Below are 26,594 nucleotides of genomic sequence, written 5' to 3'. Positions count from 1 at the left end.
TACGTAACACCTTTCACAACAATACACTTCCTTTATTTCACTTCCGGATAATCACAATATTCAATAATCGTCCCTTCCGTATCCGCTGGGTTAAGGTAAATTAATCGTCTACCATGCTTATTGATGCGAAGCGTATGTTCTAACGTTCGAATCCCTTGTTCCTTTAATTCTTCTAAAGCCACATCTAAATCGTCTACACGATACGCAACATGATGGACACCTTTCCCTTTTTGCTTTATAAATCGTGCTATTGGAGAAGTCGTATTATTCGTTGGCGCAAGTAATTCGATTCTATCACCATCAACTTCAAGAATAGCTACTTCGCTTTCAACACCAGGTGCTTCACTTACGTATCGATCTATTAAAGTTCCTGATAAAACCTTTTCATAAAACTGTATCGTACTATCTATATCACGAACTGCGATCCCGATATGGTCAATTGTTTTTTTCATTTTATTTCCCCTATTACTTTATTTTTTCTATTCTTATCAATAGTAACAAAAAAAGTTATAGAATCAAATTCTATAACTTTTTTCATTTAACTTATTTTCTTATTCGCACTAGCTGCTGGTTGCACTCCATTTTTCGTTTTTACAACGCTAATACCATAGCCGATAAATCCACCGATAATCGCTGGGAAGATCCAGCCTAATCCTACTTCCTGCATCGGAAGGAATTTAGTGAACACTTGGCTTACTACTTCAATGTTAACTCCAGCTGCACTTAATCCATCGAATAAGCTGATGATAAATGTTACGATTAAGCTCACTTGATAAACTTCAGCTCTACCTTTGAATAACGAGTGGAAGAATGTTAAGAAAATCAGCACGATTGCTAGTGGATAAATTGCTGTTAATACTGGAACAGAAACTGCGATTAATTGTGTTAATCCTACGTTTGCAACAATAGCACTAAACACACATAACGTAATTGCAATTACCTTGTAAGGAACATTTGGGAATAGCTTATGGAAAAATGAAGAACACGCTGATACAAGTCCCACACTTGTTGTTAAACAAGCAACTGTAATCATTAACCCTAATAATACCCCGCCATATGATCCGAAATAGTAGTTAGAAACTTTTGCTAATACTTCTCCGCCGTTTTCTAAATGTCCAAGCTTCGCAACGCTTGAAGCTCCCATATAAGAAAGAGCTGTATAAATAATTGCTAAAATAGATGCAGCGATCAGTGTTGCTTTTGCACAAACAACCATAATTTGTGTTTTCGTTTTCGCACCTTTTTCTTTAATTGCATTAATAATGATGATCCCAAATACGAACGATGCAAGCGTGTCCATTGTTAAGTATCCTTCTTGGAATCCTTTGAAAAATGCATGTGATGTATATCCTTCAACTGGTGCTTGCATATCTCCAATTGGATGAATAAAAGCAACGATTACTAAAATACCGATGAATGTCAATTTAATTGGCGTTAATATTTTTCCAACAATATCGACAATTTTCGCAGGATTTAGCGAAAAAAAACAAGTGATGCTAAAGAATATAATTGTGAAAAGAATTAAAGGTGTAGAACCTAATCCCTCTGGCATAAAAGGCTTAAGACCAATTTCATAAGAAACATTTCCTGTTCTTGGTATTGCAAATAACGGACCGATCGCTAAGTATAAAACTGTTGTAAACACAATCCCGAATACCGGGTGAGCACGACTTGCTAATGACTGTAAATCATCTTTACCCGAAAAACCAAATGCTAATACACCTAGTAATGGTAAACCTACTCCTGTTACTAAAAATCCAGCGTTAGCAATCCATACATTCTCTCCTGCCGATTGACCAAGCATCGCTGGGAATATTAAATTTCCTGCTCCAAAAAATAGTGCAAATAACATTAATCCGATAACTACTATGAACGAAAACGGTACTTTATTCGCCATAATATAACCCCCATTCAAATTTCCTTATTTCATTTTCCAATTTTAACTAATTGAATTTTCTGAATATTTAATTTAAGTATCAACTATTCTTGAACTCATTATAGTTTGTTATATAATATTTTGCAATACTATTTTCAAACTTTTCATTCATTTTATGAATATACATTTTTTAACATGGAAATTAGACTAAAAAACCAACATGGTCATCCATGTTGGTTTTACATTTACTATCATTAATTAAAATTTCGCCGCTACTTTCTTAACGTTATCCAAACCTTCTTCAACAATTTGCTGTGAACGATCTGGATATTGATTGTGTCCTTCAATTACAACTGTCTCTGGATTTGCAATTCCCCAGAATCCAAGTACGTTTGTAACGTAATTAACAGCCATTTCCATAGGAGCCATTTGTTCAGAAGAGTAATCTGAACCACGAGCACCTAAAACAACTACTTTCTTATCACCAACTAAACCTTCTGGACCGTTCGCTGTATATTTAAACGTTTTTCCCGCTTGAGAAAGATATGAAATATACGTGATTAATGGTGCTGGTACTGTAAAGTTCCATAATGGGAATGCAAATACTACTTTTTCAGCTTCTAAAAACTGGTTTAAGTACTTATCCACTGTAGCAACTGCCTTCTCTTCTTCAGCTGTTATCTCCATTCCTTGACTACGTTTATATCCACCTGAAATAGCGATATTTCCGTAATACGGAAGATCTAATGCGAATAAATCTAACTCCGTAATTTCTGTATTCGGATTTGCTTCCTTATAAGCACTTACAAATGTTTCATACATTTTTGAACTAATTGCTTGCTCCGCTGGACGATCGTTTGCTTTTACAAATAATACTTTTGACATTGTTTTATTCTCCTCTACTTTTGTATTTTCTTCTTTTTTACCAAATAACGAGCTAAATAATCCCATTTTCTTCACCTAAACTTTCTTATCATATTCATTATTCATCATCATAAAAATTCTTATTCTAATAAAAAGTTCCAATAGATACCTTAACCTAAGTAACTCAAAACTTTTTGTTATTTAATTACCTTATGTAAGTGATTGTAATACATCTACTTACTTTAGTCAAGTAACTTCTTAAAAAGAAAAATATCTCGGATTAAAAACAATAAAGAAATATATTTCCTCATTCAAAATGATAAATTCGAAAACACATAAGTGAAATCCCTTGTATAATACAACTAGAGAGAGAAATTCATCTATAGAGAGGATTTATTAATGAGTACTTTAGAAAAGATTCAAACCTTTATCATTCTTGCAGCTGTTATATTCGGGGTTATATTAGGACAATTTAATATGATACATATGTATTCGGAAAAATTTATTGTTCCCTTCTTATTTTTCATGCTTTATGGATTATTCCTCAGCATCCCATTGAAAGAAATAAAAAATGGATTCCGTAATTTAAAATTCGCTGGAACGAGCCTCACCATTAATTTTTTATGGACACCTTTACTCGCTTGGGGGTTAGGAGCACTATTTCTTTCAGATCACCCGGCACTTTGGGTTGGATTTATTATGTTAATGGTTACTCCATGTACAGATTGGTATTTAATTTTCACAGAGATCGCAAAAGGTAACGTCGCATTATCTACATCAATTCTACCAGTAAATTTAATTTTACAAGTACTACTGCTTCCAATTTATTTATTTTTATTTGCTGGTGTAATGAAGACTGTAGCGTTTTCTATTTTAGTAGAAAGTATTGTTATCGTAATCGTCTTACCATTTTTACTTGCGCACGCTACAAAATTCATTATGCATAAAATGAAAAAAGCTGAAACACTTGAGAATAAACTCATTCCATTTTTCAGCTCTGCTCAAATTGTATTTTTAAGTTTAGCAATAGTAGCGATGTTTGCCTCACAAGGTAAGTACTTATTACAAAATATGAATGTTGTTTTATTGTTACTTATACCAGTATTACTGTTCTTCATAATTAACTTTATACTAGGACAGTTTGTAGGACGTATGATGCATTTATCCTATGAAGACACTGTAAGCCTAAGCTTAACAACATTAGCGAGAAACTCGCCTGTTGCACTCGCAATTGCTGTGACTGCTTTTCCAGACGAGCCTCTTATCGCGCTTGCATTAGTGATTGGACCGTTAATAGAACTACCAGTACTAGCGTGTGTGTCACAAGTGTTATTACTTATTAAGAAAAAACAGCAATACACATAAAAAAAACGTCCTACTTTGGGACGTTTTTTTATTGTCGAGAAAGTATAGAAGTAACGATACTTATCGGCTCTAAGGATTTTATACGTTATAGAAAATTAGCTTGTCGTTACGTTAACAAAGTCTTTCTAATTAAAAATTATAGGGAAAGTAAATATAACGAAAGCTGCCCAAAGTCCGTAAATTGGCAAATACTTCGTAACGGCATCTTGGATAGCTGTCGGTCCTGATTTGTTTTGTAGAAAACGCATATAGGAAAACATGATCCAAATTAGATTTGCCCAGATCAGTATGTTTACTCCTAAGACAGCAAGTCTATTAGGTGTAATCCCGTAAGAAGAAAGTCTGAATACGATGGCTGACAAAGCCACAGTGTCAATAATAAGCGCAAGAACAATTAAGGCAAAATTGATATAATCTGAAATGTTCTTTTTCTCGTCTGATTCACTCTCAACAATGGAAAATATGGTAACAGCCAATACACCAAGGAGTATTCCGTTGAAGGCCATTAGGAAATTGCGGTCCAAGAACGGATTTTTCCCGACCCATATAACCGTTATAAGATAAATCAACAATGTGATCAAGACGAGAGGACTAAAAATTTTAGATATGTATGGTGTAATATTCTTAGCAAGTTTAAGATTCATTGATGCCAAGTATGCAGCCACAATAGCGAGAGCGGCAGCACCAAATAAAATAACATTACTAAAATAGAAGTCTTCTATATTCAAGTCAACAAACCTAAATAACTGCATGGTTAATGCTGCTAATACCATTCCGCTCACTGCCATGCTGGCGTAGAGAATACCATATTCCAAATTAAATTTAATATAAGCTAATCTCGTACTTCCTTTTGAATATTCATTTCCTGTAAACGCAAGCCCTACTAAGACCCATAACAATATAGGAAGATGTAAATAAGCAAGGATACTGCTGTCTTTATAATTTAATGGCAACATATTAAGATACAACCCGGAAATCAGGAATAACGATGCAAGGAAATAAATAATACTTTTTTCCGGAGTATTATTGTAAACAAAATAGGCAGCGATAAAGGGAATTATACCAAAAGCCAGGTTAATTGGAGCAATTGCTTCCTGCTCGACAAAGTGGAAAATGATTCTAGTGCTTAGCCCAGCTAGAATAGCTAACATGCCCATGAATAAGAAACCTTTTTGAAACAACGATACTTTTTCTTTATTTGTCGTTTCCTTGAAATGCAACCTTTCATACCAAGCACTTAGCACCTGAGAATCAGGGTTTTGGACCCATGCTTGTGAGAATGACTTTTTAAAAGCTTTTGGGTCTTTTCTATACATTCTCTCCAACTCATGAGGGTTATCCATATTTTCAATAATCAAATTGTTAATGTCCATAGTTATACCTCCTCTAATTTTAAAAATAACGTTGTTACCTTTTCCATAAAAAGCACCACACTTATTTATTCTGATTTTGATTTTAATATAAAGTTTATCGTTTTGCAATAAATTTTTATTACTTTAGATAATATTTTTGTTGTATATTTTTATTCCAAGCAAAAACAAAAAGCATTCCTCATTCAAAGAAATAATCAAAATGATATAAACGTCCAATTTAATAACACCTTTTCAAACAATTATTTCAAATAAATTTTAGTGCTAGTATACAAAACTCTGTAATTATAAAATAAAAAAGCATGACATAAAATTGTCATGCTTTTTCTTTTATATCTATATTTTTAAACCTAATACAGAACATTTTACTCGGGAAAGAGCTTTTTCATTTGTTGAAACCACTTATGTCCTTATATAAAAAGCTCTTTACTAATAAGTAATCTAATTACTGCTTTTTTCAAATTAGTAAAGAACTTTTTATCCCGGCTCAATTTTTCGTAAGATGTCTTTATTACTTGATTGGAGGCTATTTTTGCTTTGTTCATATCTCCTAATCAGCCATTTCCCAAAATTGAGATGCTACTTTGGAAATTCTTTGGTCTTTTAATTTTACTATTACAGGCTCTAACTGAAAATCAAATTGTTTCAATTCAAAAAGCGTTGTATGTTCTAAAAATGATGATGTGTAATCCATTCTTGGAATAACGGATAATCCTAGTCCTCTACTAACAAGTGCTACAACCATCCTTATATCTTTACACTCGATAATGATATTTGGCTTGACTTGATGTTCATCAAATACTTTGAAAAGGTCTTCATTGAAGGAGAGTCCTTCCATTGCTCCTAGCATAATGAATGGAAACTGGGCAATCTGTTCAATCGTCACATGCTGTGATGAAAACGAGGCTGCCCAACTTGATGGAATAATCACAGCGGTTGGTTGTTTTTTTAATATTTTCATCTCATATTGTTCACTATTGCCCAATCGTAAAAGTAAGGCAACATCAATTTCTCTTTGTTCTAGTCTTTTTAATAATTCTTCTGAATTTCCAGTTACTATTTTTATTTTGACATTAGGGTATTGTGTTCTAAACGTACTAACATAGTCAATGAGCATATTCGAACATGTAGACGATACACCGATACTTACTGTTCCGCCTATACCTTGTTCAATTTCTTGAATTTGCTGCTTTACATCTTGAATTTGCATTAACATTTGATTGGCATATTGGTATAGTATTTCACCTGTTGCTGTAAGCTCCCATTTTTGACGATATCGATGAATTAAAGTTGTGCCAAGATCAGTTTCAAGCTTTTTTAATAATTGGCTAAGTGGGGGCTGCGCGATATGGAGCACTTCTGCTGCCTTAGAAATGCTTCCTTGTTTCACAATTTCTTTAAAGTAATATAATTGCCTGAAATCCATTGTATCTCTCCATCATATGTTTTTTGATATAATTAGTTTATCATATATATATTTTTCATATGTCGAATTTAGCGTTATATTTAATTCTATAGCTATAGTCTTTATATTGATAATATTAACTAGAAAGTGAGAGATACTATGAATCATTGGAGCAGAACCTTGAAGCGCATCATCTTATACGTGCTCGGGTTATTTTTTATGTCGATGGGCATTAGCATGTCGATTCAAGCAGGATTTGGTGTATCGCCTGTGTCATCATTAGCATATGCAAGTACGCTAACGATTGGTTTATCGGTTGGTGTGACAATGGCGCTTGCAAATGTTTTATACATTATTATTCAAGTGATATTAAGTAAACGAATGGAGTTAAGTGAATTTGTGAGTCAATTCATTATTTCGTTTTTATTTGGTTTTTTCATGGATGCAACGCTCTTCCTTGTACAACTTTTCCCTGCACCTGAAACTCTCCTTGCTCGAAGTGTATATTTGATTATTAGTTTATTTGTTATAGCGGTCGGTTTAATGGGCTATACAACAGCGAAACTGCCATTAATGCCGTATGATGCGTTAACTTATGCAATTAGTGAAAAATTTAATTTAAAATTCGGTAAAGCAAAAATTTTGAGCGATTTAATAAACATTTGTGTGGCTGGTGCAATCTGTATAGTTTTCATTCAATCATTAGGCTCAATCGGAATCGGCACACTAATTGCCGCCTATTTTATCGGCAAAATTTTAGGGTGGATGATACCGTATTATCAACCACCTCTCCAACAATGGGTATTTAAAACAGAAAAGGCTGTCTAAGGAATCATAATAAAGTACAGGAAAAATAGATGAATCAAATTCCTCAGCCGAAATCAAATAATGAATTTTACACCTTACCAAGTGCCAGTCCACATTAGGAATGGCACTTCTTTATTACTGCCTTTTCTTTGACCTTCTATCACTTTGGTTAAATGATAAAACAAACATTGTATTAAAACTAACCTGCCGTTTAGTTAAAGAAGGATCTTTAAACAACTTTTTTATATTTTAAAAGACTTTATTGCTACTTAACACTATTTCATACCATCTTTTCAAACAATTATTTCAAATAAATTTTAGTGCTAGTATACAAAACTCTGTAATTATAAAATAAAAAAGCATGACATAAAATTGTCATGCTTTTTCTTTTATATCTATATTTTTAAACCTAATACAGAACATTTTACTTGGGAAAGAGCTTTTTCATTTGTTAAAATCACTTAATTCTCAAACACAAAATTAATCTTATTATCTTTCCACTCTAACTTCGCATCAAACGTTTTCTCGCCTTTTTTAAAGCCTTTAATTAAATCGGTCTTCTCACCTTTTAATAGTTTCGTCATGTTTTTTTGCGAAATAGCTTTGCTTAAAATCTTCTTCGAGATGGTAAAGTCACATTGTGTTGTATTGTAGTTAGAACAACCGTAAAACGTTGACTTATCAATCACATCGCCATCACACTTTTTGCAGCTACCGACCTTTTTACCTGTTGTAAATTTCGATCCTTTTCGCTCAATCGATTCAACATGTAATCCGGTGAAATCCCATTTCTCCGACATTTCTACCGCGTCTTCAATAATTTTAGCTGATAGCTTTTTCGTTTGCTCCATAAATGTCGCTGGTGAAGCTGTACCTTCTCCAATTTCCGCAAGGCGTTGCTCCCATTTTGCTGTCATTTCTGGTGAAGCCAGTATTTTATCACCGATTGCTGTAATTAATACTTTCCCTTTATCGGTTGCGTACACTTGGTTTTTCTGTACATCTATATATTTACGGTCTTTCAGCATTGTAATAATACCAGCACGAGTGGCCTCAGTACCTAAACCTTCTGTTTTCTTCAATACTTTCTCAAGCTCTTCATTCTCTAAATACTTACCGGCCGTTTTCATTAACGTAATGAGTTGTCCTTCTGTATAACGTTTCGGTGGCTGTGTTTTTCCTTCTTTCACTTTCACCTTTACAACTTTTCCTTGTTCACCTTCAGCTACAATTGGAAGAATCGTTTCGTCATCTTTATCATCTTGGAAAATAACTTTACGCCAACCTTCTTGAATTTGCTGTTTTCCTTTCGAAATGAACGCAGCACGTTCGTCTACAAGAGTTGTAATCGTTGTGTAGTCAAAGATTGCTACTTCATAATGCGCCGCAATAAGTCTTCTTACGATCATATCGTAAATTTTCTTTTCATCACCTGATAGTTTGCTTGGATTTGTCACTTGCTCTGTCGGTATAATTGCGTAGTGATCTGTAACTTTCTTTTCATTCACATAACGCTTATTATTCATAATTGATTCAATTGGTGCTGGCAATAAACCTTTATATTCATCAAACTGACTTAACTTCTGTAAAATATCAGGGAAAGTCGCTGCTTCTCCTTGTGTAACATAGTTAGAATCCGAACGTGGATAAGAGACTATCCCTTTTTGATATAGTGCTTGCGTGATATCTAGCGTCTTTTTCGGTGAAAATTTAAAGGCTTTATTCGCCGTTGCTTGCAGTGCTGATAAATTAAATAAAAACGGTGGCTGAAACTCTTTACGCTCCGTTTTCATTTCTTTTACTACAGCCGGTTTGTTTTGACAAAACGCTGCAATTTTATTTGCCAAATCAGGATCATTTAAGCGGGACTCATTATCTTTCTCCCATTTCCCCTCATACTTCTTTCCTTCTATATTAAAGGTTGCGAAAACTTCCCAAAACGGCTCTGACTTAAAGTTCTCAATTTCTTTCTCACGCTTTACGATGAGTGCTAATGTTGGTGTTTGTACACGACCAGCGGAAAACACATCATTCATTCCTTTTTTCTTTAGCAAAATACTAAAGACACGCGATGCATTCATACCAACGACCCAGTCAGCGCAAGATCTTGTATATGCTTCGTAATACGTATTAATCGTATCTGCTTCATCTAGTAAGTTTTTAAATCCTTGATAAATAGCTTGCTTCGTTAAAGATGAAATCCAAAGACGCTTCATTGGCTTTTGCACGTTGCAAAGATTAATAATATTTCTTACAATCAGTTCCCCTTCACGCCCAGCATCGCCCGCGTGAATAATTTCTGTTACCTGTGGATTATGTAACAGCTGTTTCACAACGTTAAATTGCTTATACTTTGACTTTGTTACCTCAAATTGAAAACGCTCTGGAATCATCGGCAATGTATTAAGTGACCATTTCTTCCACTCAGCGTGATAATGTTCTGGATTACATAACTGCGTCAAATGACCAATTGCCCATGTACAGTACGCTCCATTTGGAAATAACTCATTTGCTTCTACTTCTAAATACCCATCTTTCCGGCGATATTTAAACTGTGAAACAAGAGCCAAACCTTGATCTGGTTTCTCGGCAATAATTAATTTCATCTTCTAACTCCCTATCTGTATTCCAGTGTTACTTTCATTGTCTATCTGTTTAGAAGCGATGATAAAACAACCATCTTATTTATCATTCGCGGTTTGCCTCACAAATGGGAGACCTATAATATTATACGCCTATTCTTTATGGCTTCACAATAGAAACTCATTATATAACACTTTCTTTCTCATGCTTATAGACAAAAAAGACGCTCAAAAATCGAACATCTTTTCCATTCACTACTACTTGCTTACATATATTCTCTCAAAATAAAAATACAACAATTCTTTATGAAGCATCGTCCACTAAGATAACCATCATTATTTGAAAATTATATTGAACTTACCTTTTTAAAATTGTGCAGATAATTTGCAGATATATATTAGCATAAGTACTCTCCATTTGAACATATGATGAAGTGAATGATAGGACAGGGAGGTATCATGATGTTCGCTTATACGTTAACTGCCTTAACACTTTGTTGTATCTCGATTATTATTACATCATATATTTCTAAACGTAAGGGTACCCTAATGGAGTATATGGTATTTATTATGTCTTTTAGTATGTGTATCGGTTTAAGTATAGGTTTTTATTTAGGGATTCTCTTCAAAGGAGAATTACTATATTCTACTTTGCTTGCTATTTTGATTAGTGGGTTTATCGGTTTTTTAGTCGGTCTACGTTTTCACCTATATACTGCTTTAGAAGGACTGTTCTCTGGATTAATGGCAAGTATGATGGGAGCAATGATTACAGAAATGTTAAACGCTCAACAAGCCCACAGTATACTGTTCATTAGTCTTTTACTTACTATAACAATAACTATGTCATGTATAATTCAACTTTTATCAGAAACCTTTTCTACTTTTATCCAACGGCGTTTTTTATTATTACTTTCAATTAGTGTGGTAATTATCGTTGCCGTGTTCGTGACATTCCCCGATCATACTCCCCCATCTTCATCCGGGCACGATCAACATATGCATTAACACTTGCAACGAAAATGAATAAGCAGCTATCCATCGGATAACTGCTTCATATTATTCTGGCTTATTAGGAATGTTAGGGTTTGGAACATAATCAGATTTGTAATCTGTATATTTCACTTCTGTTACCATCCCGGCTGAAGCATGGTGTAAATCATGACAGTGGAACATCCATTCACCCGGATTGTCTGCTACAAAGGCTACTTCATATTCTTCTCCTGGTTTTAAGTTCAATGTATCTTTCACAATTGGGGAACCTTCTATCGGTTTTCCATCTTTACTTAACACTTGGAAGAAATGACCGTGTAAATGCATCGGGTGATCGTCCATTTTAGAACGATTTACCAATTTTACTTTTACTAAATCACCCTTTTTCACTGGAATTGGGTCAATATCCGGAAATACCTTTCCATTAATTGTATATACCATTTCATTTCCATTCATTTGTGTATTCAAGTCCATATTATATGTGGCAGTATACTGCTGATCTAACGTGAAACCACCTAATTTTTTAGCACCATATTTCGTCATATCTAATTTCGATAATTTTTCTTTTTCATCTGCTTTATCTTTCATCTCTTTGCTGCCATCATATTCAATAACAGCTTTCATTCCTTTGGCACCTTTATTTGCTGAGTGGTCTTCCACATACCATTTCCCAGTATTATTAGCAGTAAATTCAATATCATAACGTTCACCCGGTGCGATTGAAATTACTTGATCCTTTATAACTTTTGGATCGTTTATTGGTTGACCATCTGTCGCAATTACTTTTATATCATGACCGTGAACATGTATATCATGTGATAGATAACCAGCATTAACGAGTCGAAGACGAACTTTATCTCCTTTATTCACTTTTAATGGTTCTACTAAATCCCCACTTTTACCATTGATTGTGAATAAATCATACATACTCATATCATGACCTTCCATCTTCATCTTTCCATGGTCCATTCCTGCCATATTGCCAGAGTCTTTTTTATCACTCTTCATGTCCATACCGGAATGATCCATGCCTTTCATATCATCATTCTTTTTCGTATTTTCATTACCCTTAGATTTATTACCGTCTGCTTTTTCTGTTTTCCCTTTTGTCATTTCTTTTAACTGCTTATTAATTTCTTCTTCATCTGTTACCCATTCATCTAACATTAATGTGTAATCTTTATCATACTTTTCATTTGTATCCTCTACAATAAGAGCACCATACAAGCCTCTATCTAGTTGATTTACAGAATCTTGATGTGAATGATACCAATACGTTCCTGATACGTTCGCTTCAAATTCATAGGTGAAACTTTTTCCTGCTTCAACCGCATCTTGCGTCACACCTGGAATTCCATCCATGTTATTTGGGACAGGATACCCATGCCAATGAATAGATACTGGTGCAGATAATTCATTTTTTAATGTCACTTTAACCTTTTCACCTTTTTTCACTCTAATTTCTGGACCTGGGGATGAGCCATTAAATGTCCAGACTGGAACAATAACACCGTTACTTAGCTTTTGCTTTTCTTCTTTCGCTACTAAAGTAACTTCTGGCCCTTTTACAACTTTCAATGGTTTTGTAGCCGTTTCAGTCTGTGTTGTTTTTTTATCGTCCATATTTTTATGATCATTTGTTGTATTCGTGGTCGCAGAACATGCAGCAATTAAAGATATTACGGAGACTGTAACTGCTGTTAATACAAATCTCTTCAATGAAAATCCCTCCTTTTTCTTTTTCAAGATTATTATAGAAGACAATTTTCAAGAAAATATGGAGGTTTAAAATGGCCCAAATAAAAAGACGCCCAAAATTGAGCGCCTCTTCTAATAATTATTTCGTAACAACTTCATCTTCTTTTACATTCACATTATTTTCACTCATAAACTCTTCAATCTCTTCAACTTCTCTAATGATATCTTTTGACAAGTTTTCATACCCATCTTTTGTTACAAGGATATCATCCTCAATACGAATTCCAATTGATTCTTCTTCAATATAAAGACCAGGTTCGATTGTTATAACCATACCTTCTTCTAACACTCTATCTTTGTATGTTCCTACATCGTGAGTATCTAAACCAAGGAAATGGCTGACGCCATGATAATAGTATTTTGATAACTCTTCATCTTCTTGAATTAAACCAATTGCTTTACACTCTTCTGCCAGTACCTTTTTTGTATGCTCATTTAATGCAGTAAACTTTAATCCTGGCTTAATAAGCTCAGTTGTTTCTTTCAATGCTTTTAACACTATATTATATATTTGTTTTTGGCGACTAGAGAATGTTCCACTAGCTGGGAATGTGTAACTAATATCAGCGTTGTAGTAATCTTTTTGAGCACCTAAATCGAGCAGCACTAAATCACCATTTTGAATTTGTGCATCATTATCTTCATAATGAAGGACTGTAGCATTTTTACCACTCGCCAAAATTGTATTGAATGCATGATGTTTAATTCCAGATGATTTAAGCGTAAAATCAAAATGAGCTTCTAATTCATATTCCATCACATCTGCTTTTGCATGCTTCAGCACGTTATAAATACCCTCTTTAGTTACAGCAATCGCTTCTTTAATGATTTCAATTTCTTCTTCCGTTTTAAACACTCGTAATTCACAAATATGCGGATATACATTACCAATTAAAACGTGTGGATACTGTTCTCTTACATGTTTAGCAAACGCTAACGTTTTCGTCTCAGTACCCTTCCACTCACGACGCTCTAAATCTAAATACAGATGCTTCGCATTTTCTGTGAAAAGTGTATTTACCATTGTCTTCTCAAAGCTTTCTATATATACAACTTTTTTTATGCCTGAAATTTGTTCTGCATCTTCTTTAGAAACTGTTTTACCGTCCCATTTTTCCGTTACTGGATCTGATTTTTCAATGAAAAGAGTTTCTTCCACACTATTTCCAAACTTTTTCAACATGAAAATAACATTTGGCTCATCGATTCCCGTTAAATAGTAAAAATTTCGATTCGGCACAAATTTATAATGTGCATCGGCTGACATATGAGGTGCTTGCCCAGCAAATAAAATAGTAATAGATTCATCCGGTAATGTGTTTACTAATCGTTCTCTATTTTGAGCAAAAAATATTGATTTCATAATAATCCCCCTTGCATTCTATGTATGCTTTTAAAATTAATTATCCAATACAATTCATTCTATTATTGTTATAATTTTTCGTCAATTAATAGTGCTCATATAGAAAATAAAACTTTCATACTAGGCGCTCTTTCACTCGCAATTATGCATACCACTCCACAATTTCTTGACATTTATTCCATATACTTAAAATCTCATATATAGAAAGGAGTCTACAAAAGTGAAACATTATGTAGCAACAGGGTTAGTAATTACTTCTTTATTAATAATTACAGGATGTTCTAGCAATGCTGAAACAGCACCAGCTAAAAAAGAAACGGTGCAATCTCAGCCAAAAAATAAAGAAATAGCAAATACGATCCCGCAAAACTTCTATAAAGAAATTACATCTGGAAAAATCGAGCACATTCATGGAATTGGCTATGCAGGAAATATGCCTGGGATTTCTATCGCCACGCACAGTGGTATAAAAGTTTATCAAGATGGCAAATGGTTTGAAACTACTACACAGTTACACGATTATATGGGCTTTCAGGCAACAAAAAATGGATTTTTTGCTAGCGGGCATCCTGAACCAGGAGCAAACTTAAAAAACCCTTTAGGATTAATGAAAAGTTCTGATGGCGGTAATACCCTTGAAAAGCTAACGTTTTATGGAGAATCTGATTTTCATAACCTTGCTGTCGGATATAATACGGAAGCAATTTATTTATACAATGAGCGTCCAAATTCTAAATTACAACAAGGTTTTTATTTCAGTACGAACAACGGACAAGATTGGAAAAATAGTAAATTAAACGGTCTTTCAAGTACAATCCATTCCTTTTCAGCACATCCAGATCAATCTAGTGTAGTCGCGGTAAGTGCTAAAGACGGTGTATATTTGTCTACAGATTATGGAAATACATTTGAACTATTTTCTAAACCAGTTGAATCGACCGCAGTGACATTAAGTAATGAAGACATTATCTATGCCTCTATTAATAAGCAAGCTGAGCAACTGATTACGAAGAAATCAATTGCTACAAATGAAGAAACAAACTTACAGATTCCATCTTTAGATTCTAAAGATACAATTATGTACATATCACAAAATCCTCAAAATTCAGCTGAAATAGTTTTTGCTACAATGAAAGCAAATGTGTTCCTCTCTACAGATGACGGTAAAACGTGGAAACAGCTTACTAGAAATGGAACATTCCAATTTAATTAGAAAGGTGAATATAACGTGTTTTCTACAATTAGCGAGTGGAGTTATCAACTCATGTCTCCTTTAATGGCTATCGCGAATGCTACGAAATCAATTCCTCTTTTATTTGCGTTTTTATTAGGCATTGTAGGTACCCTTTCTCCTTGCCAATTAACAGGAAACATTAGTGCTATTACACTTTATCCCGCATTAACGGGCAGTAAAACTCCCACCTCAAAATTCGGATAGGACAAAGAAGTTAGGTGGGATATCAACTGCCCGTAAATGCCCGATTGGTGAAGGCTAATAATCAGTGGGGGATGAACAAAACCCCCACTGATTAAAGTTTCACTTTATGGCAATCAATCTTTACAAAAGGGACATGCATGGAAACATATATTGTTATTCATTTTAGGAAAAATAATAGCTTTTACGACACTTGGACTATTAGTATGGTTCTTAGGAAAAGAGATTCAGCAAATATTAACTTTGTATTTCCCATGGTTACGAAAAATAATTGGACCTTTATTAATTTTAATGGGGCTAATGTTGGCAGGTATTATAAAAGGAAGAAGTTTCTTCTCGATCAAATTTATACGAAAACAAACCGAAGTTAGCTCATTTTCACTTGGATTCTTCTTTTCTTTAGCTTTCTGTCCGACTATGTTCGTTCTATTTTTCGGAACGTTAATCCCTTTATCTTTCTCATCTAATTATGGATACTTGTTTCCGACATTCTTTTCGATAGGAACTGCTCTACCTATCGTTGTACTTATGTTCATCATCTCCTACCTTGGATTAAATGGGACTTTACTGAAAAAGAGCCGAAAAATAGGAAAAAACATTCAGCGTATAGCCGGTGTTCTCCTTATATTAATCGGGCTTTATGATACTGTCCTATATTGGTAATACACACAAAAGGTAAGCTTCAGTGAAATGAGCTTACCTTTTGTATCATTTTATTCATTTTTTCTTTTGTTGTAGTTGGCTTAGTAAATTCGTAACAAACGCCAGAAACAGTGAGTCATTTTCTTTTTTAGGTGACCATTGCATAATAAGTTGTCGTGGAATTTTAATTTCTATCGGTTGCACGATGAAGTCATGAATAATTTGTTTATGAAGTCCTGATACTGGAACGATTGTTATCCCTTTAACTTGTAAAGCCAGTGCTAACGCCGAACTAATTGTCTCTGATTCCATCACTTTATTAACTACTATTTCATTTTTCATCAAATATGGTTCAAGTACTTCTTTACAACCAGAGAGCGGCATTATAAAAGGATAATTTTTCAACTCTTTCATTGTAAGACCAGATGGAACTGACTTAGAAGAAACCATAACATACGGATCTTCACCAATTACATCATAATGAAATCCTGGTATTAAATTTTCTTTTATAGAAATAGAAAAATCAGCACTTCCAGAAGACAGCCAATCTAACACTTCTTGATAGCTTCCTTCTCGAACTGCAAGCACATACTGACTTTGATCAAAATTACCTAGTTCGATACACTCCGCCAAACAATATACAGTAACTGAAGGATATGTAGCTAATACAATCTTATACAAGTTATTATTTTTTAATTGTAAAGCTGTTTCTTCAAGGTTTTCATACTCCATTAGAAGTCGATCTACACAAACTAAAAATTCTTTTCCATTTTCAGTTAAAACAGTTCCTCGTCTAGAGCGATCAAATAATGTTATCGCATATCGTTTCTCTAATTTGTTTACGATATGAGTTATAGCCGGCTGTGTCATATGTAACTCCTTAGCTGCTAAACTAATGCTGTTCAAACGAGCCACGTATTTAAAAACTTTAAAATCAAAAACGTTCATTCTGTTCTCCTTATATAAAAGTTATTTATATCATCTATAAATAAGCTTCATTATATTTATCAACCCACTTCATATACACTAATTATACATCATCAATATTACGAAAAAATAAACATATAAACATTAGAGGAGTGTTGATTAAATGAGTACTTACGTTTTAGTACATGGAGCATGGCAAGGTGAATGGGCATGGGATTTAGTAAAACCTCAACTAGAGGCTTTCGGACATACAGTTATTACACTAGACTTACCTGGAAGTGGGAAAGATACAACTCCATCACAAAATATAACATTAGATTCCTATGTTAATGCAGTAACAGCTACTATAGATCAACAAAATGAAAAAGTTATTCTGGTTGGACATAGTATGGGTGGAATTGTGATCACTCAAACCGCTGAGCTTATACCAAATAAAATCGATAAATTAGTTTATCTTTGCGCATTCTTACCACAAAACGGCGAAAGTCTTGGTAGTAAATTAAATGGAGAAACCGGACCACAATTCTCTATAAATGAGAATGACTTGACTGCAGAACTTGTACCAGAGTTGATTGAACAAACATTTTTAAATGCTACAGAAGACGGTTCTATTAAAGGAGCATCTTTTAATCAAATGCGTCCTCAACCACTAGGACCGTTCCAAAAAGAGCTAAAAATATCAGAAGAGAACTTTGGAACTGTAAATCGTATTTATATCGAAACAACTCTAGATAGAGCGATTCCGATTGATTTTCAGCGCCGAATGAATACAGAAACTACTTGCACAAAAATAATTACTTTGGAAGCTGATCATTCACCATTCTTTTCTAAAACAACAGAACTTGTGAATTGCTTAAATGAGTTAAGCTAAATTTCATTTAATGAAAATAGACACCCGTGGGTGTCTATTTATTATGCTAACTAGGGATTGTATTTTCTTCTCTACATTTGCATGCCCTTTTGCTTCATCTCCCACTTCTTATACAGTAGTACTGCGCCAAATAAAAATACCCCTGCAACAAATGAACCTACTGGTAACATCTTTATCATTTCATCAGGAAATACGAGCGGAAGTAATGGGAATGCATACGCTGCTGGAATACGTACTCCAACGATTTTTAATAAAATAAGCATCAATATCATATTTAATAAAGTGACTACAATCCATGAATCAATTGCAAAATACAATAAAGTTCCAACAGTCGCCGATATAGTTAATACTACTATTTGTTTAAATGCCATTTTTTCATTGTACATCGGTTTTTGAAGTGATTCATACACAACGACTAGAATTGGCGGAATAACCGCTAATTGTTCATAACCAGTTATCCAACATAAACTGATCCATACAAAATTTAAAAATAGAAATACAACCATATATTTATATTGGATTTTAACTTTTCTCTCAATACCGTTGTTCAATTTAAAAATAAGAACACCAATCATTAAAATAAATGTCAAAACGAAGACTGAGATAACAAATGACCATTCCGTCGCATTTGTTACTAATGGTAATAAACCTGTCGCAATAGATGGTGCTAAATTGGATTGAATAACACGTAAAAACAACATCATTAATATAAGTGTTAAGCTAACTTTTCCTATATAGGAAATATCCATTTGATTCACTGCAAAACCAATAACAGCTGTTATTGACGGCGCAATAAAGATTTTTTCTGGTTGTCTTAGCCATCCCGGCTCACGATATGCCCATAAAGCTATTGCCATCGCAGCTATTTCCGGCAAAATTACTTCTGGATCATCTAATAGTACACCAGCTGTAACCATCGCTAATATAAATAGAATTGCAATGCTATATGATATGATTGTTTCTTTCCTTGAAATTACTGAATTCATTATTACATACTCCTTTTTGCTTATTACTCTCATAAAGTAAAACAATACCCTATATACCCTACTTAGGTATTGTATATTAACATCTTTTCTATTTCAAGTATTTGTAGTTTTTTCATTCTTTATCACCCCATACACTTACAAAACAAGGAATGTTTATAGGCATTGACACTTATTAAAAGATAGGTTAAAATAACTATATATTAGTAAGTAACTAATGTAATTAAATCTAACTAGAGGTGAAAACAAATGAAAAACATTTTATTCCGTATTAACGAATTATCAAAAAAAGAAAAAGCATCTGGATTAACAGTTGATGAAAAACAAGAACAACAAATGTTGCGTCAAAACTATACAAAAACATTTCGCGGGAGCTTAGATTCCATTTTATTAAACACAAAAATCGTTGATCAAAATGGTCTTAACGTTACACCAGTTGCATTACAAGATGCTCAAATACGTTTAAAATTAAGCAAATGAAATCAAAGCTAAAAAAACAATCGTATAAAACATAAAAAGAGCTGAAATTCCTATATAGAAATTCCAGCTCTTTTTATTGTCTTTTCTAATTTAGTAAACGAGCGATACATCGCAATTCTCCACGATACAATCATCGCAAAAGCGAGTAAGAAAAACATTCCACTTAATTGGGTTAAATCAATCGACTGACTTAAATATGATTTCAATGCTACCCGGACAGCTAATAAACCAACTAAAATAAATATGAACGCTTTTGATGGTTTCATATATATGTCTTCGCCTCTTATTTCGAACTTAGATGTTTTAATAAGAAATATAGAGAAAATAAGTCCTAGGCTAATTGCCTCTACTATTTCTAACGATGTTAACCGAAACTCTGGTAAAAAGTACATCATTGCACCAGTGCTCATAAAAATTGGCGGTAATATAATTTTCTTTTTTGTTACCGGTTTTTTCGCTGACTTAAAGCGAAGAAACATAACTCCAACGGCCATACAAACCGCTACTATACTTGATAAAAGTGCTAAACTCATACTCTCCACTCCTATCTATTTAAAAGATTTTTTGAGCAAAATCATAAACCAAACGAGCCCAACACTTATAATGACATGACCTAATCCAGCCATATGGCTTAAACCATTAAAGTCAGTTCCATTTACTTGTAGAAGACCTCTAAATACCATTGTAGCGATTGTAAAAATAAGTCCTATGTTATAAACAACAAACCACGCACGAAAACTTTTTGTTTCACGGACATTAAATACTTTAAATAGAGCTAAAGCGATCAAAAAGAATACGAAGCCGAGCACTAATACGTGTGTATGCACTAATTGCAACATAGTGGATCCTTTAATTCCTTGTGCTTTCGTATACTCTCTTGCAAATACACCTGATAATAAACCAATAATTAAGTAAATGAATGCTGCATTATATAATTTCTTCATTATATTCCTCCTGCTGTAGAACGACAATTCATATTGTCACTTTCTTTATTCACTGCAATCATTTTACGCAAAGTTTATGAACGGAATATGAACAGAGTATTACATTGTTAGTCTTGCGTTTTATTTTTTGAAAATAAAAAAGACCATTCCCCAACTATTCATTGTGGAATGGCCTTTTAACTTATTTTAAATCTTCAATTGAAAAGGCACCAGGAAGTAACTGCTCTACAGTCACTTCTTTTTCATCGCCTTTTACATTTGTTAGTAAAACTGGCATTTTCGGATTACAAAATTCAGCAATAACTTGTCTACATGCACCACATGGTGAAATAGGTCCGTCAGTTTCTCCTGTAATGACTAAGTAACTAAAGTCGCGCTCACCTTCTGATACTGCTTTAAAGATCGCTGTTCTTTCTGCACAGTTACATAAACCGTAAGAAGCGTTTTCTATATTACAACCAGTATAGATTTTACCTTCTTTCGTAACTAATGCTGCACCAACAGGAAATTTAGAATACGGAATATATGCTTTTGACAACATCTTATTTGCTTCTTCGATATATTTTTTCTTATCCATATTATTTCCTCCTCAAAGTAAATGTAATTATGATTAGTCAGTAATAACTGTATGAACTAATTTAGGAGCCACTGCTGTTTCAGCGATAGAAATGTTTTCATAAATTTTAGCTTTTACATCTTCTACATTTTCGCGATTTGCATAAATCGTTACGAACGGCTCGCCTTCTTTTACTGCATCGCCAACTTTTTTACGTAACATTAATCCTACCGCTAAATCGATTTCATCTTCTTTTGTTGCACGGCCAGCACCTAATAACATAGCTGCGATACCGATTTCATCTGCAACAATGTTTGAAATCACACCTGAAGTTTTTGCAGGTACATCAATTACATACTTCGCCTGTGGCATTTTTTCTGGATTATCTACAATTGAGCTGTCTCCGCCTTGGTTGCTTAAGAACTCTTTAAACTTCTCAGTTGCTTTTCCGTTTTCCATCACTTCAATTAGCATTTCACGAGCTTCTTCTAATGTATTTGCTTTTTTCGCAAGTACGACCATTTGGCTTCCTAATACAAGTACTAATTCTGTTAAATCTTCTGGACCTTCGCCTTTTAAAGTATCAATTGCTTCCTTCACTTCTAGAGCGTTACCAATAGCAAAACCAAGAGGTTGTGACATATCTGAAATTACCGCCATCGTTTGACGTCCAACATTATTTCCGATACGTACCATTGCATGAGCTAATTCTTTTGCATCTTCTTCGGTTTTCATAAATGCACCAGCACCTGTTTTTACATCAAGTACGATTGCATCAGCACCAGCTGCAATTTTTTTACTCATAATTGAACTTGCAATTAGAGGAATTGAATTTACTGTTCCTGTTACATCACGTAATGCATAAATCTTTTTATCAGCAGGTGTTAAGTTTCCTGTTTGTCCGATAACAGCCACTTTGTCACGGTTTACAATATCAATGAACTGTTCTTTCGTAATTTCAACGTGGAATCCTTCTACCGCTTCTAATTTATCAATTGTCCCGCCCGTATGTCCTAAACCACGACCAGACATTTTTGCTACTGGTACATCTAAAGCAGCGACTAATGGTCCTAATACTAATGTTGTTGTATCACCAACACCGCCAGTTGAATGCTTATCTACTTTAATGCCTTCAATTGCTGATAAGTCGATTGTTTCTCCAGACTCAACCATTGCCATCGTTAAATCTGCACGTTCACGATCCGTCATATCTTTAAAGAAAATTGCCATTGCAAGTGCACTCGCTTGATAGTCAGGAATACTTCCGTCTGTATAACCGTTAATAAAGAAATTAATTTCTTCAGTTGTTAATTCTTTTCCATCACGTTTTTTCGCAATAATATCTACCATTCTCATTGTAATCACCATTCCTTTTTATATTATATGAATCTGTTAAAATAATAAGCCAACGATTGTTGCTGATAAGAAACTTACTAACGTTGCACCGAAAAGTAATTTCAAACCAAATCTTGCGACTACATTCCCTTGTTTTTCATTTAAGCTCTTAACTGCCCCAGCAATAATTCCAATTGAAGAGAAGTTTGCAAATGAAACTAAGAATACAGATATAATCGCTGTCGTTCTATCTGAGAAATTAAAGTTTCCTTGTGCTAAATCTGTCATCGCAACAAATTCATTTGATACAAGTTTTGTCGCCATAATATTCCCTGCGTTAACTGCTTCATGCCATGGAACACCCATAATAAATGCAAATGGTGCAAATACATAACCAAGAATTTCTTGGAATGAGATACCGATTACACCTTTAAATACTGCATTAATGAATGCGATAAGGGCAACGAAACCGATTAACATAGCTGCTACTGTAATCGCAACTTTAAATCCATCTATAATGTATTCCCCTAATACTTCAAAGAATGTCTTTTTCTCTTCTTCTTGTACTTCTAACATATCTTCTTCTTCAGTAACTTCATACGGGTTAATGATAGAAGCAATAATGAAGCCACCGAATAAGTTAAGCACTAAAGCGGTTACAACATATTGCGGTTTTAATAACACCATATATGATCCAACGATAGACATAGATACTGTAGACATTGCAGATGCACATAATGTATACATTCTTTTCTCTGGCAATAATCCTAGTTGTTTCTTAACTGAAATAAACACTTCAGATTGTCCTAAAATCGCAGAAGCTACCGCGTTATATGATTCTAATTTCCCCATTCCATTTACTTTACTTAATACTAGACCGATAGATTTCACAATAATAGGTAATACTTTAATGTGTTGCAAAATACCTATTAAAGCTGATATAAATACGATTGGCATTAATACACTTAAAAAGAATGAAAACTCTTTTTGATTTACTAATCCACCAAATACGAAATTCACACCATCAGCGGCATATTTTAATAATTCTCCAAAACCATCTGCTATTCCACTAATTAATATATTCCCTACGCTTGTATTTAATAATAAAAACCCCAAAATGAATTGTAATATAACCATCGTTATGATTGGGCGATATTTGACTTTCTTTCTATCATTACTAGCAAGCCAAGCGATACCTAAAATCAATACGAGGCCTAAAACACCGATTAAGTATTTCATAAGCCGTCTCCTCCCATTCGTATCCGCTTACATTCTTTTCAATTGTTAAAGCAATAGATACACTTTACTTTAAACGTGTATCTATTGCTTTTCACACTTTATTGATTAGTAGTTATCTGTAGCACCTTTTGCATCATTTAATACGATTGCAACACTAGCACTTGCTCCAACGCGAGAAGCTCCAGCCTCTACCATTTTGTCTGCATCTTCACGTGTACGAACGCCGCCAGATGCTTTCACGCCAACGTTTGGTCCAACTGTTTTACGCATTAATGCGATATCTTCTGCAGTTGCTCCGCCAGTTGAGAATCCAGTTGAAGTTTTTACGAAATCAGCGCCAGCTTTTACTGATAATTCACAAGCACGAACTTTTTCTTCATCTGTTAGAAGGCAAGTTTCAATGATTACTTTTACAAGAGCTTTTCCTTTTGCTGCTTGTACTACTTCATAAATATCTTTTTCAACGAACTCATTGTCGCCATCTTTTAAAGCACCTACGTTGATTACCATATCAACTTCAGTTGCACCTTTTGCGATAGCATCTTTTGTTTCGAATGCTTTTGTTTCAGTAGTGCTTGCTCCTAATGGGAAACCGATTACAGTACAAACGTCTACATCATGTCCAGCTAATTCTTCAGCAGCTAGCTTTACCCATGTAGGATTAATACAAACTGAAGCAAATTTGTATTGCTTTGCCTCTTCGATTACTTTCATAACATCTTCTTTTGTAGAATTTGGTTTTAAAATTGTATGGTCAATTAACTTTGCAATGTTCATTATCTTCACTCCTCATATCTTTTAACAACTTCATTCTAACTCTTAGTTGAACAAATGTAAATACACTTTTGAACTTTTGTTCATTCTTTTTCAGAAGGGAATTTCTAGTAATACATTGAAAGTAGTATAAGCTTGTAAATAAAGGATGTGAACCACTTGTTTAAGTCAAAATTCTTTATATTCACATTGCTAGTATGCACCTCACTATCCATATTTATTTTTTATAAAAGGGATGTTATTTTCCAAGAAGGAAACCCAGTTCCATTTGCTTCAGCTATGTCTAAGATGGTTATTCAAGATAAAGAAATGGTGGAAGTAGAACCGATAGATAATCAATACCCCTACTTAGTAAAGCGCGGAAAAATGGAACCTTTTATCGATATGATGGAGCAAGATGGATGGAGTTTTGTAGATAGAGATATTATGGCTAACTCACTAATTTTTGAAAAAGGAGATCAATCAAAGAGCGTTCCTTACAAATACTTTACAAGGTACTACACATTGATTTATTCATACTAAAAATAAAAGGCTTTCTCAAAATTAATATTTTGAGAAAGCCTTTTATTTCTAACCTTTTTGATAATGTAACAATTCTTTCGCTGTATGCTGATCTATAATTAGTACATTTGCATACCCGCCACGTAACGCACCGTCAATTGCTTTTATTTTTCTATTACCACCTGCAACTAAAATAGAACGTTTCTTTAACTTTAACTCTTCTAACTCAATTCCAATTGTACGCTTATTAATTTCTTCACTACTAATATTTCCATCTCCGTCAAAGAAACGTGAACAAATGTCACCGACTGCTTGTTTTTTCAGTAAGCTAGTTTCATCCTTATCTAAATATCCTAATCGGAATAATAACGCTTCATCACGCACTGTTCCGACAGTAAAAATTGCAATATTCGCTTGTTTTCCCATTTCAATAATGTGATGAATATGTCGATCCTGCTCCACTAATTCTTTTGTCACCGCATTATCAAATATAACTGGAAGAGGTAGATTTCTTGGCGTCGTTTGAAAAGCATCTGCAAATAACGCGATCGTTTCATTCGCATATGTATTTACACTTGAGTGACTAATGCCACCTTTTAACTGGACAACCTCTACACCTTTCACATGTTGCGGTACGATTTTTCTAGCGATTTCATACATCGTCATTCCCCAGCTTACACCAACGATATCACCATTTTTCACTGTCTTTTCCATATACTCAGCTGCATATTTACTAATATACTCCGTAATCGTTGCATATTCTGGTACTGGAGAAAATACGACATGCGCTTCTAACAGGTTATACTTTTCTTTAAGTAAGTTCCCGACGTTATCTAAATCAGCAAACGGATCAGCTATACTAATTTGAACAAATCCTTTTTCTTTCGCGTACTTTAATAATCTTGAGATTGTCGGTCTTGAGATATTTAATTTGTTAGCAATTTCTTGCTGACTATAATCTGATTGATAATATAATCTTGCAACTTCAACGCTTAATTGTTGTTTATCCTTATCCATAGTAACTCATTACATATCCTTTCCTGTATTTCCTTTTCGTTACAAGCATTATACAGCTTTATGCAAAAAAATTCGACTCCCTTATTTATCAACCTAAACTTCTACTCCACTTAGGATTTACAATGAAACTTTTATTTTTTAGCTTCATACACTCGATACAAATGATCTTGAATCAGATAAAGTGAAACTTTAATCAGTGGGGGTTTTGTTCATCCCCCACTGATTATTAGCCCTCACCAATCGGGCTTTTACGGGCAGTCCGACTCCCACCTAACTCCCTCGTATTCGCCGAATTTTGAGGTGGGAGTCTTACTGCCCGCAAATAGCGGGATAAATCGATTCATATTTAATTCATTCTTTTTGTTCTTTCTGTAGTAACAATAACAAACATTAAATATCGTTTATGGAACTTCCTTAACGTACGGTAAAGCCAAGTTTTTTAATATAGAAATTCCTTAGCGTGCGAAATTCACGTTTTGATGGCGAGACCCCATCGCCATCAAGCTA

At 34.0% G+C, this 26,594-nt stretch carries 26 protein-coding genes; 9 read left to right on the top strand and 17 right to left on the bottom strand.

All coding sequences use genetic code 11. The annotated features are described in order from the left end of the window. Positions 1 to 32 precede the first annotated feature (32 nt). From ABH959_RS02385 to ABH959_RS02375, 3 genes are all read right to left on the bottom strand, one after another. Entirely contained in the window at positions 33 to 452 is a 420-nt protein-coding gene (locus ABH959_RS02385) for a VOC family protein (protein WP_033730341.1), read from the bottom strand. Between the two features lie 86 nt (positions 453 to 538). Next, positions 539 to 1,897, bottom strand: a complete 1,359-nt coding sequence (gene brnQ, locus ABH959_RS02380; RefSeq protein WP_113938647.1) for a branched-chain amino acid transport system II carrier protein — start codon at positions 1,895 to 1,897, stop codon at positions 539 to 541. 237 nt (positions 1,898 to 2,134) lie between these two features. Beyond that, positions 2,135 to 2,827: an FMN-dependent NADH-azoreductase gene (locus ABH959_RS02375; protein WP_016092819.1), complete on the bottom strand. Its 693-nt coding sequence runs from the start codon at positions 2,825 to 2,827 to the stop codon at positions 2,135 to 2,137. Positions 2,828 to 3,139: 312 nt separating this feature from the next. On the opposite strand from ABH959_RS02375, the gene ABH959_RS02370 reads away from it, so the two are divergent. Beyond that, positions 3,140 to 4,105, top strand: coding sequence for an arsenic resistance protein (locus ABH959_RS02370; RefSeq protein WP_113938648.1), 966 nt, complete (start codon positions 3,140 to 3,142; stop codon positions 4,103 to 4,105). A gap of 125 nt (positions 4,106 to 4,230) precedes the next feature. Here ABH959_RS02370 and ABH959_RS02365 read toward each other — a convergent pair whose 3' ends face one another. Both ABH959_RS02365 and ABH959_RS02360 read right to left on the bottom strand, forming a co-directional pair. Further along, the gene (locus ABH959_RS02365) at positions 4,231 to 5,478 is read right to left on the bottom strand and encodes a DUF4153 domain-containing protein (protein WP_404492235.1); all 1,248 of its coding nucleotides are present in this window, start codon (positions 5,476 to 5,478) and stop codon (positions 4,231 to 4,233) included. 547 nt (positions 5,479 to 6,025) lie between these two features. Beyond that, a complete protein-coding gene (locus tag ABH959_RS02360; RefSeq protein WP_002086234.1) occupies positions 6,026 to 6,901 on the bottom strand; it encodes a LysR family transcriptional regulator in 876 nt (291 codons plus the stop codon). Between the two features lie 138 nt (positions 6,902 to 7,039). Here ABH959_RS02360 and ABH959_RS02355 point away from each other — a divergent pair, with 138 nt between their 5' ends. Further along, positions 7,040 to 7,708 carry a YczE/YyaS/YitT family protein gene (locus ABH959_RS02355; RefSeq protein ID WP_113938658.1) on the top strand — a complete coding sequence of 223 codons (669 nt, stop codon included), beginning with the start codon at positions 7,040 to 7,042 and terminating at the stop codon, positions 7,706 to 7,708. Between the two features lie 440 nt (positions 7,709 to 8,148). On the opposite strand, the gene topB is transcribed toward ABH959_RS02355, so the two are convergent. Next, complete coding sequence (gene topB, locus ABH959_RS02350; RefSeq protein ID WP_113938145.1) at positions 8,149 to 10,293, bottom strand: DNA topoisomerase III; 2,145 nt, start codon at positions 10,291 to 10,293, stop codon at positions 8,149 to 8,151. Positions 10,294 to 10,731: 438 nt separating this feature from the next. On the opposite strand from topB, the gene ABH959_RS02345 reads away from it, so the two are divergent. Beyond that, a complete protein-coding gene (locus tag ABH959_RS02345; protein WP_002141309.1) occupies positions 10,732 to 11,277 on the top strand; it encodes a hypothetical protein in 546 nt (181 codons plus the stop codon). A gap of 51 nt (positions 11,278 to 11,328) precedes the next feature. Here ABH959_RS02345 and ABH959_RS02340 read toward each other — a convergent pair whose 3' ends face one another. Both ABH959_RS02340 and ABH959_RS02335 read right to left on the bottom strand, forming a co-directional pair. Further along, entirely contained in the window at positions 11,329 to 12,981 is a 1,653-nt protein-coding gene (locus ABH959_RS02340; protein WP_113938144.1) for a multicopper oxidase family protein, read from the bottom strand. Positions 12,982 to 13,099: 118 nt separating this feature from the next. Then, positions 13,100 to 14,383, bottom strand: a complete 1,284-nt coding sequence (locus ABH959_RS02335; protein ID WP_113938143.1) for an aminopeptidase P family protein — start codon at positions 14,381 to 14,383, stop codon at positions 13,100 to 13,102. A gap of 220 nt (positions 14,384 to 14,603) precedes the next feature. Here ABH959_RS02335 and ABH959_RS02330 point away from each other — a divergent pair, with 220 nt between their 5' ends. From ABH959_RS02330 to ABH959_RS02320, 3 genes are all read left to right on the top strand, one after another. Then, positions 14,604 to 15,596 (top strand): F510_1955 family glycosylhydrolase, encoded by a 993-nt coding sequence (locus ABH959_RS02330; protein ID WP_113938142.1) that lies wholly within the window; start codon positions 14,604 to 14,606, stop codon positions 15,594 to 15,596. A 51-nt stretch (positions 15,597 to 15,647) separates the two neighbouring features. Beyond that, the gene (locus tag ABH959_RS02325) at positions 15,648 to 15,821 is read left to right on the top strand and encodes a hypothetical protein (protein ID WP_181777956.1); all 174 of its coding nucleotides are present in this window, start codon (positions 15,648 to 15,650) and stop codon (positions 15,819 to 15,821) included. Between the two features lie 150 nt (positions 15,822 to 15,971). Next, positions 15,972 to 16,481: an urease accessory protein UreH domain-containing protein gene (locus ABH959_RS02320; protein WP_235661793.1), complete on the top strand. Its 510-nt coding sequence runs from the start codon at positions 15,972 to 15,974 to the stop codon at positions 16,479 to 16,481. A gap of 54 nt (positions 16,482 to 16,535) precedes the next feature. Here the strand turns inward: ABH959_RS02320 and ABH959_RS02315 are convergent, their stop codons facing one another. Beyond that, the gene (locus ABH959_RS02315) at positions 16,536 to 17,408 is read right to left on the bottom strand and encodes a LysR family transcriptional regulator (protein ID WP_113938140.1); all 873 of its coding nucleotides are present in this window, start codon (positions 17,406 to 17,408) and stop codon (positions 16,536 to 16,538) included. 142 nt (positions 17,409 to 17,550) lie between these two features. On the opposite strand from ABH959_RS02315, the gene ABH959_RS02310 reads away from it, so the two are divergent. Beyond that, positions 17,551 to 18,258 carry an alpha/beta fold hydrolase gene (locus ABH959_RS02310; RefSeq protein WP_113938139.1) on the top strand — a complete coding sequence of 236 codons (708 nt, stop codon included), beginning with the start codon at positions 17,551 to 17,553 and terminating at the stop codon, positions 18,256 to 18,258. Between the two features lie 71 nt (positions 18,259 to 18,329). Here the strand turns inward: ABH959_RS02310 and ABH959_RS02305 are convergent, their stop codons facing one another. Further along, positions 18,330 to 19,244 (bottom strand): HPP family protein, encoded by a 915-nt coding sequence (locus tag ABH959_RS02305; protein ID WP_113938138.1) that lies wholly within the window; start codon positions 19,242 to 19,244, stop codon positions 18,330 to 18,332. Between the two features lie 246 nt (positions 19,245 to 19,490). Here ABH959_RS02305 and ABH959_RS02300 point away from each other — a divergent pair, with 246 nt between their 5' ends. Then, positions 19,491 to 19,721 (top strand): DUF896 domain-containing protein, encoded by a 231-nt coding sequence (locus tag ABH959_RS02300; protein WP_061689763.1) that lies wholly within the window; start codon positions 19,491 to 19,493, stop codon positions 19,719 to 19,721. A 50-nt stretch (positions 19,722 to 19,771) separates the two neighbouring features. Here ABH959_RS02300 and ABH959_RS02295 read toward each other — a convergent pair whose 3' ends face one another. The 6 genes from ABH959_RS02295 to deoC form a co-directional block, all read right to left on the bottom strand. Next, positions 19,772 to 20,254 (bottom strand): CcdC family protein, encoded by a 483-nt coding sequence (locus ABH959_RS02295; RefSeq protein ID WP_113938137.1) that lies wholly within the window; start codon positions 20,252 to 20,254, stop codon positions 19,772 to 19,774. Between the two features lie 15 nt (positions 20,255 to 20,269). Further along, complete coding sequence (locus ABH959_RS02290; protein WP_113938136.1) at positions 20,270 to 20,665, bottom strand: DUF2871 domain-containing protein; 396 nt, start codon at positions 20,663 to 20,665, stop codon at positions 20,270 to 20,272. 181 nt (positions 20,666 to 20,846) lie between these two features. Beyond that, positions 20,847 to 21,242, bottom strand: a complete 396-nt coding sequence (locus ABH959_RS02285; protein ID WP_002158324.1) for a cytidine deaminase — start codon at positions 21,240 to 21,242, stop codon at positions 20,847 to 20,849. Positions 21,243 to 21,275: 33 nt separating this feature from the next. Then, positions 21,276 to 22,577: a pyrimidine-nucleoside phosphorylase gene (locus ABH959_RS02280; RefSeq protein ID WP_002141297.1), complete on the bottom strand. Its 1,302-nt coding sequence runs from the start codon at positions 22,575 to 22,577 to the stop codon at positions 21,276 to 21,278. A 36-nt stretch (positions 22,578 to 22,613) separates the two neighbouring features. Beyond that, positions 22,614 to 23,795 carry a NupC/NupG family nucleoside CNT transporter gene (locus tag ABH959_RS02275; protein WP_002035026.1) on the bottom strand — a complete coding sequence of 394 codons (1,182 nt, stop codon included), beginning with the start codon at positions 23,793 to 23,795 and terminating at the stop codon, positions 22,614 to 22,616. A 105-nt stretch (positions 23,796 to 23,900) separates the two neighbouring features. After that, the gene (gene deoC / locus ABH959_RS02270; protein WP_002012110.1) at positions 23,901 to 24,572 is read right to left on the bottom strand and encodes a deoxyribose-phosphate aldolase; all 672 of its coding nucleotides are present in this window, start codon (positions 24,570 to 24,572) and stop codon (positions 23,901 to 23,903) included. A gap of 156 nt (positions 24,573 to 24,728) precedes the next feature. On the opposite strand from deoC, the gene ABH959_RS02265 reads away from it, so the two are divergent. Next, entirely contained in the window at positions 24,729 to 25,091 is a 363-nt protein-coding gene (locus ABH959_RS02265) for a hypothetical protein (RefSeq protein WP_113938135.1), read from the top strand. Positions 25,092 to 25,139: 48 nt separating this feature from the next. Here ABH959_RS02265 and ABH959_RS02260 read toward each other — a convergent pair whose 3' ends face one another. Continuing rightward, the gene (locus ABH959_RS02260) at positions 25,140 to 26,087 is read right to left on the bottom strand and encodes a DNA-binding transcriptional repressor DeoR (protein WP_113938134.1); all 948 of its coding nucleotides are present in this window, start codon (positions 26,085 to 26,087) and stop codon (positions 25,140 to 25,142) included. Positions 26,088 to 26,594: the final 507 nt, after the last annotated feature.

It is taken from the genome of Bacillus sp. RC51 (assembly GCF_044908115.1).
Taxonomy (GTDB): Bacteria; Bacillota; Bacilli; order Bacillales; family Bacillaceae_G; genus Bacillus_A; species Bacillus_A mycoides.
This window is presented reverse-complemented; position numbering and strand designations above follow the sequence as displayed.

What these genes read in the sequence shown, in the direction of transcription:
- ABH959_RS02345 (WP_002141309.1), top strand. Translation starts at nt 10,732, where the DNA reads ATGTTCGCTTATACGTTAACTGCCTTAACACTTTGTTGTATCTCGATT.
- ABH959_RS02335 (WP_113938143.1), bottom strand. Translation starts at nt 14,383, where the DNA reads ATGAAATCAATATTTTTTGCTCAAAATAGAGAACGATTAGTAAACACA.
- ABH959_RS02280 (WP_002141297.1), bottom strand. Translation starts at nt 22,577, where the DNA reads ATGAGAATGGTAGATATTATTGCGAAAAAACGTGATGGAAAAGAATTA.
- ABH959_RS02275 (WP_002035026.1), bottom strand. Translation starts at nt 23,795, where the DNA reads ATGAAATACTTAATCGGTGTTTTAGGCCTCGTATTGATTTTAGGTATC.
- ABH959_RS02290 (WP_113938136.1), bottom strand. Translation starts at nt 20,665, where the DNA reads ATGAAGAAATTATATAATGCAGCATTCATTTACTTAATTATTGGTTTA.
- ABH959_RS02315 (WP_113938140.1), bottom strand. Translation starts at nt 17,408, where the DNA reads ATGAACGTTTTTGATTTTAAAGTTTTTAAATACGTGGCTCGTTTGAAC.
- ABH959_RS02375 (WP_016092819.1), bottom strand. Translation starts at nt 2,827, where the DNA reads ATGGGATTATTTAGCTCGTTATTTGGTAAAAAAGAAGAAAATACAAAA.
- ABH959_RS02360 (WP_002086234.1), bottom strand. Translation starts at nt 6,901, where the DNA reads ATGGATTTCAGGCAATTATATTACTTTAAAGAAATTGTGAAACAAGGA.
- ABH959_RS02325 (WP_181777956.1), top strand. Translation starts at nt 15,648, where the DNA reads ATGTCTCCTTTAATGGCTATCGCGAATGCTACGAAATCAATTCCTCTT.
- ABH959_RS02355 (WP_113938658.1), top strand. Translation starts at nt 7,040, where the DNA reads ATGAATCATTGGAGCAGAACCTTGAAGCGCATCATCTTATACGTGCTC.
- ABH959_RS02385 (WP_033730341.1), bottom strand. Translation starts at nt 452, where the DNA reads ATGAAAAAAACAATTGACCATATCGGGATCGCAGTTCGTGATATAGAT.
- deoC (WP_002012110.1), bottom strand. Translation starts at nt 24,572, where the DNA reads ATGAACATTGCAAAGTTAATTGACCATACAATTTTAAAACCAAATTCT.
- ABH959_RS02310 (WP_113938139.1), top strand. Translation starts at nt 17,551, where the DNA reads ATGAGTACTTACGTTTTAGTACATGGAGCATGGCAAGGTGAATGGGCA.
- ABH959_RS02260 (WP_113938134.1), bottom strand. Translation starts at nt 26,087, where the DNA reads ATGGATAAGGATAAACAACAATTAAGCGTTGAAGTTGCAAGATTATAT.
- ABH959_RS02300 (WP_061689763.1), top strand. Translation starts at nt 19,491, where the DNA reads ATGAAAAACATTTTATTCCGTATTAACGAATTATCAAAAAAAGAAAAA.
- ABH959_RS02305 (WP_113938138.1), bottom strand. Translation starts at nt 19,244, where the DNA reads ATGAATTCAGTAATTTCAAGGAAAGAAACAATCATATCATATAGCATT.
- brnQ (WP_113938647.1), bottom strand. Translation starts at nt 1,897, where the DNA reads ATGGCGAATAAAGTACCGTTTTCGTTCATAGTAGTTATCGGATTAATG.
- ABH959_RS02295 (WP_113938137.1), bottom strand. Translation starts at nt 20,254, where the DNA reads ATGAGTTTAGCACTTTTATCAAGTATAGTAGCGGTTTGTATGGCCGTT.
- topB (WP_113938145.1), bottom strand. Translation starts at nt 10,293, where the DNA reads ATGAAATTAATTATTGCCGAGAAACCAGATCAAGGTTTGGCTCTTGTT.
- ABH959_RS02370 (WP_113938648.1), top strand. Translation starts at nt 3,140, where the DNA reads ATGAGTACTTTAGAAAAGATTCAAACCTTTATCATTCTTGCAGCTGTT.
- ABH959_RS02285 (WP_002158324.1), bottom strand. Translation starts at nt 21,242, where the DNA reads ATGGATAAGAAAAAATATATCGAAGAAGCAAATAAGATGTTGTCAAAA.
- ABH959_RS02365 (WP_404492235.1), bottom strand. Translation starts at nt 5,478, where the DNA reads ATGGACATTAACAATTTGATTATTGAAAATATGGATAACCCTCATGAG.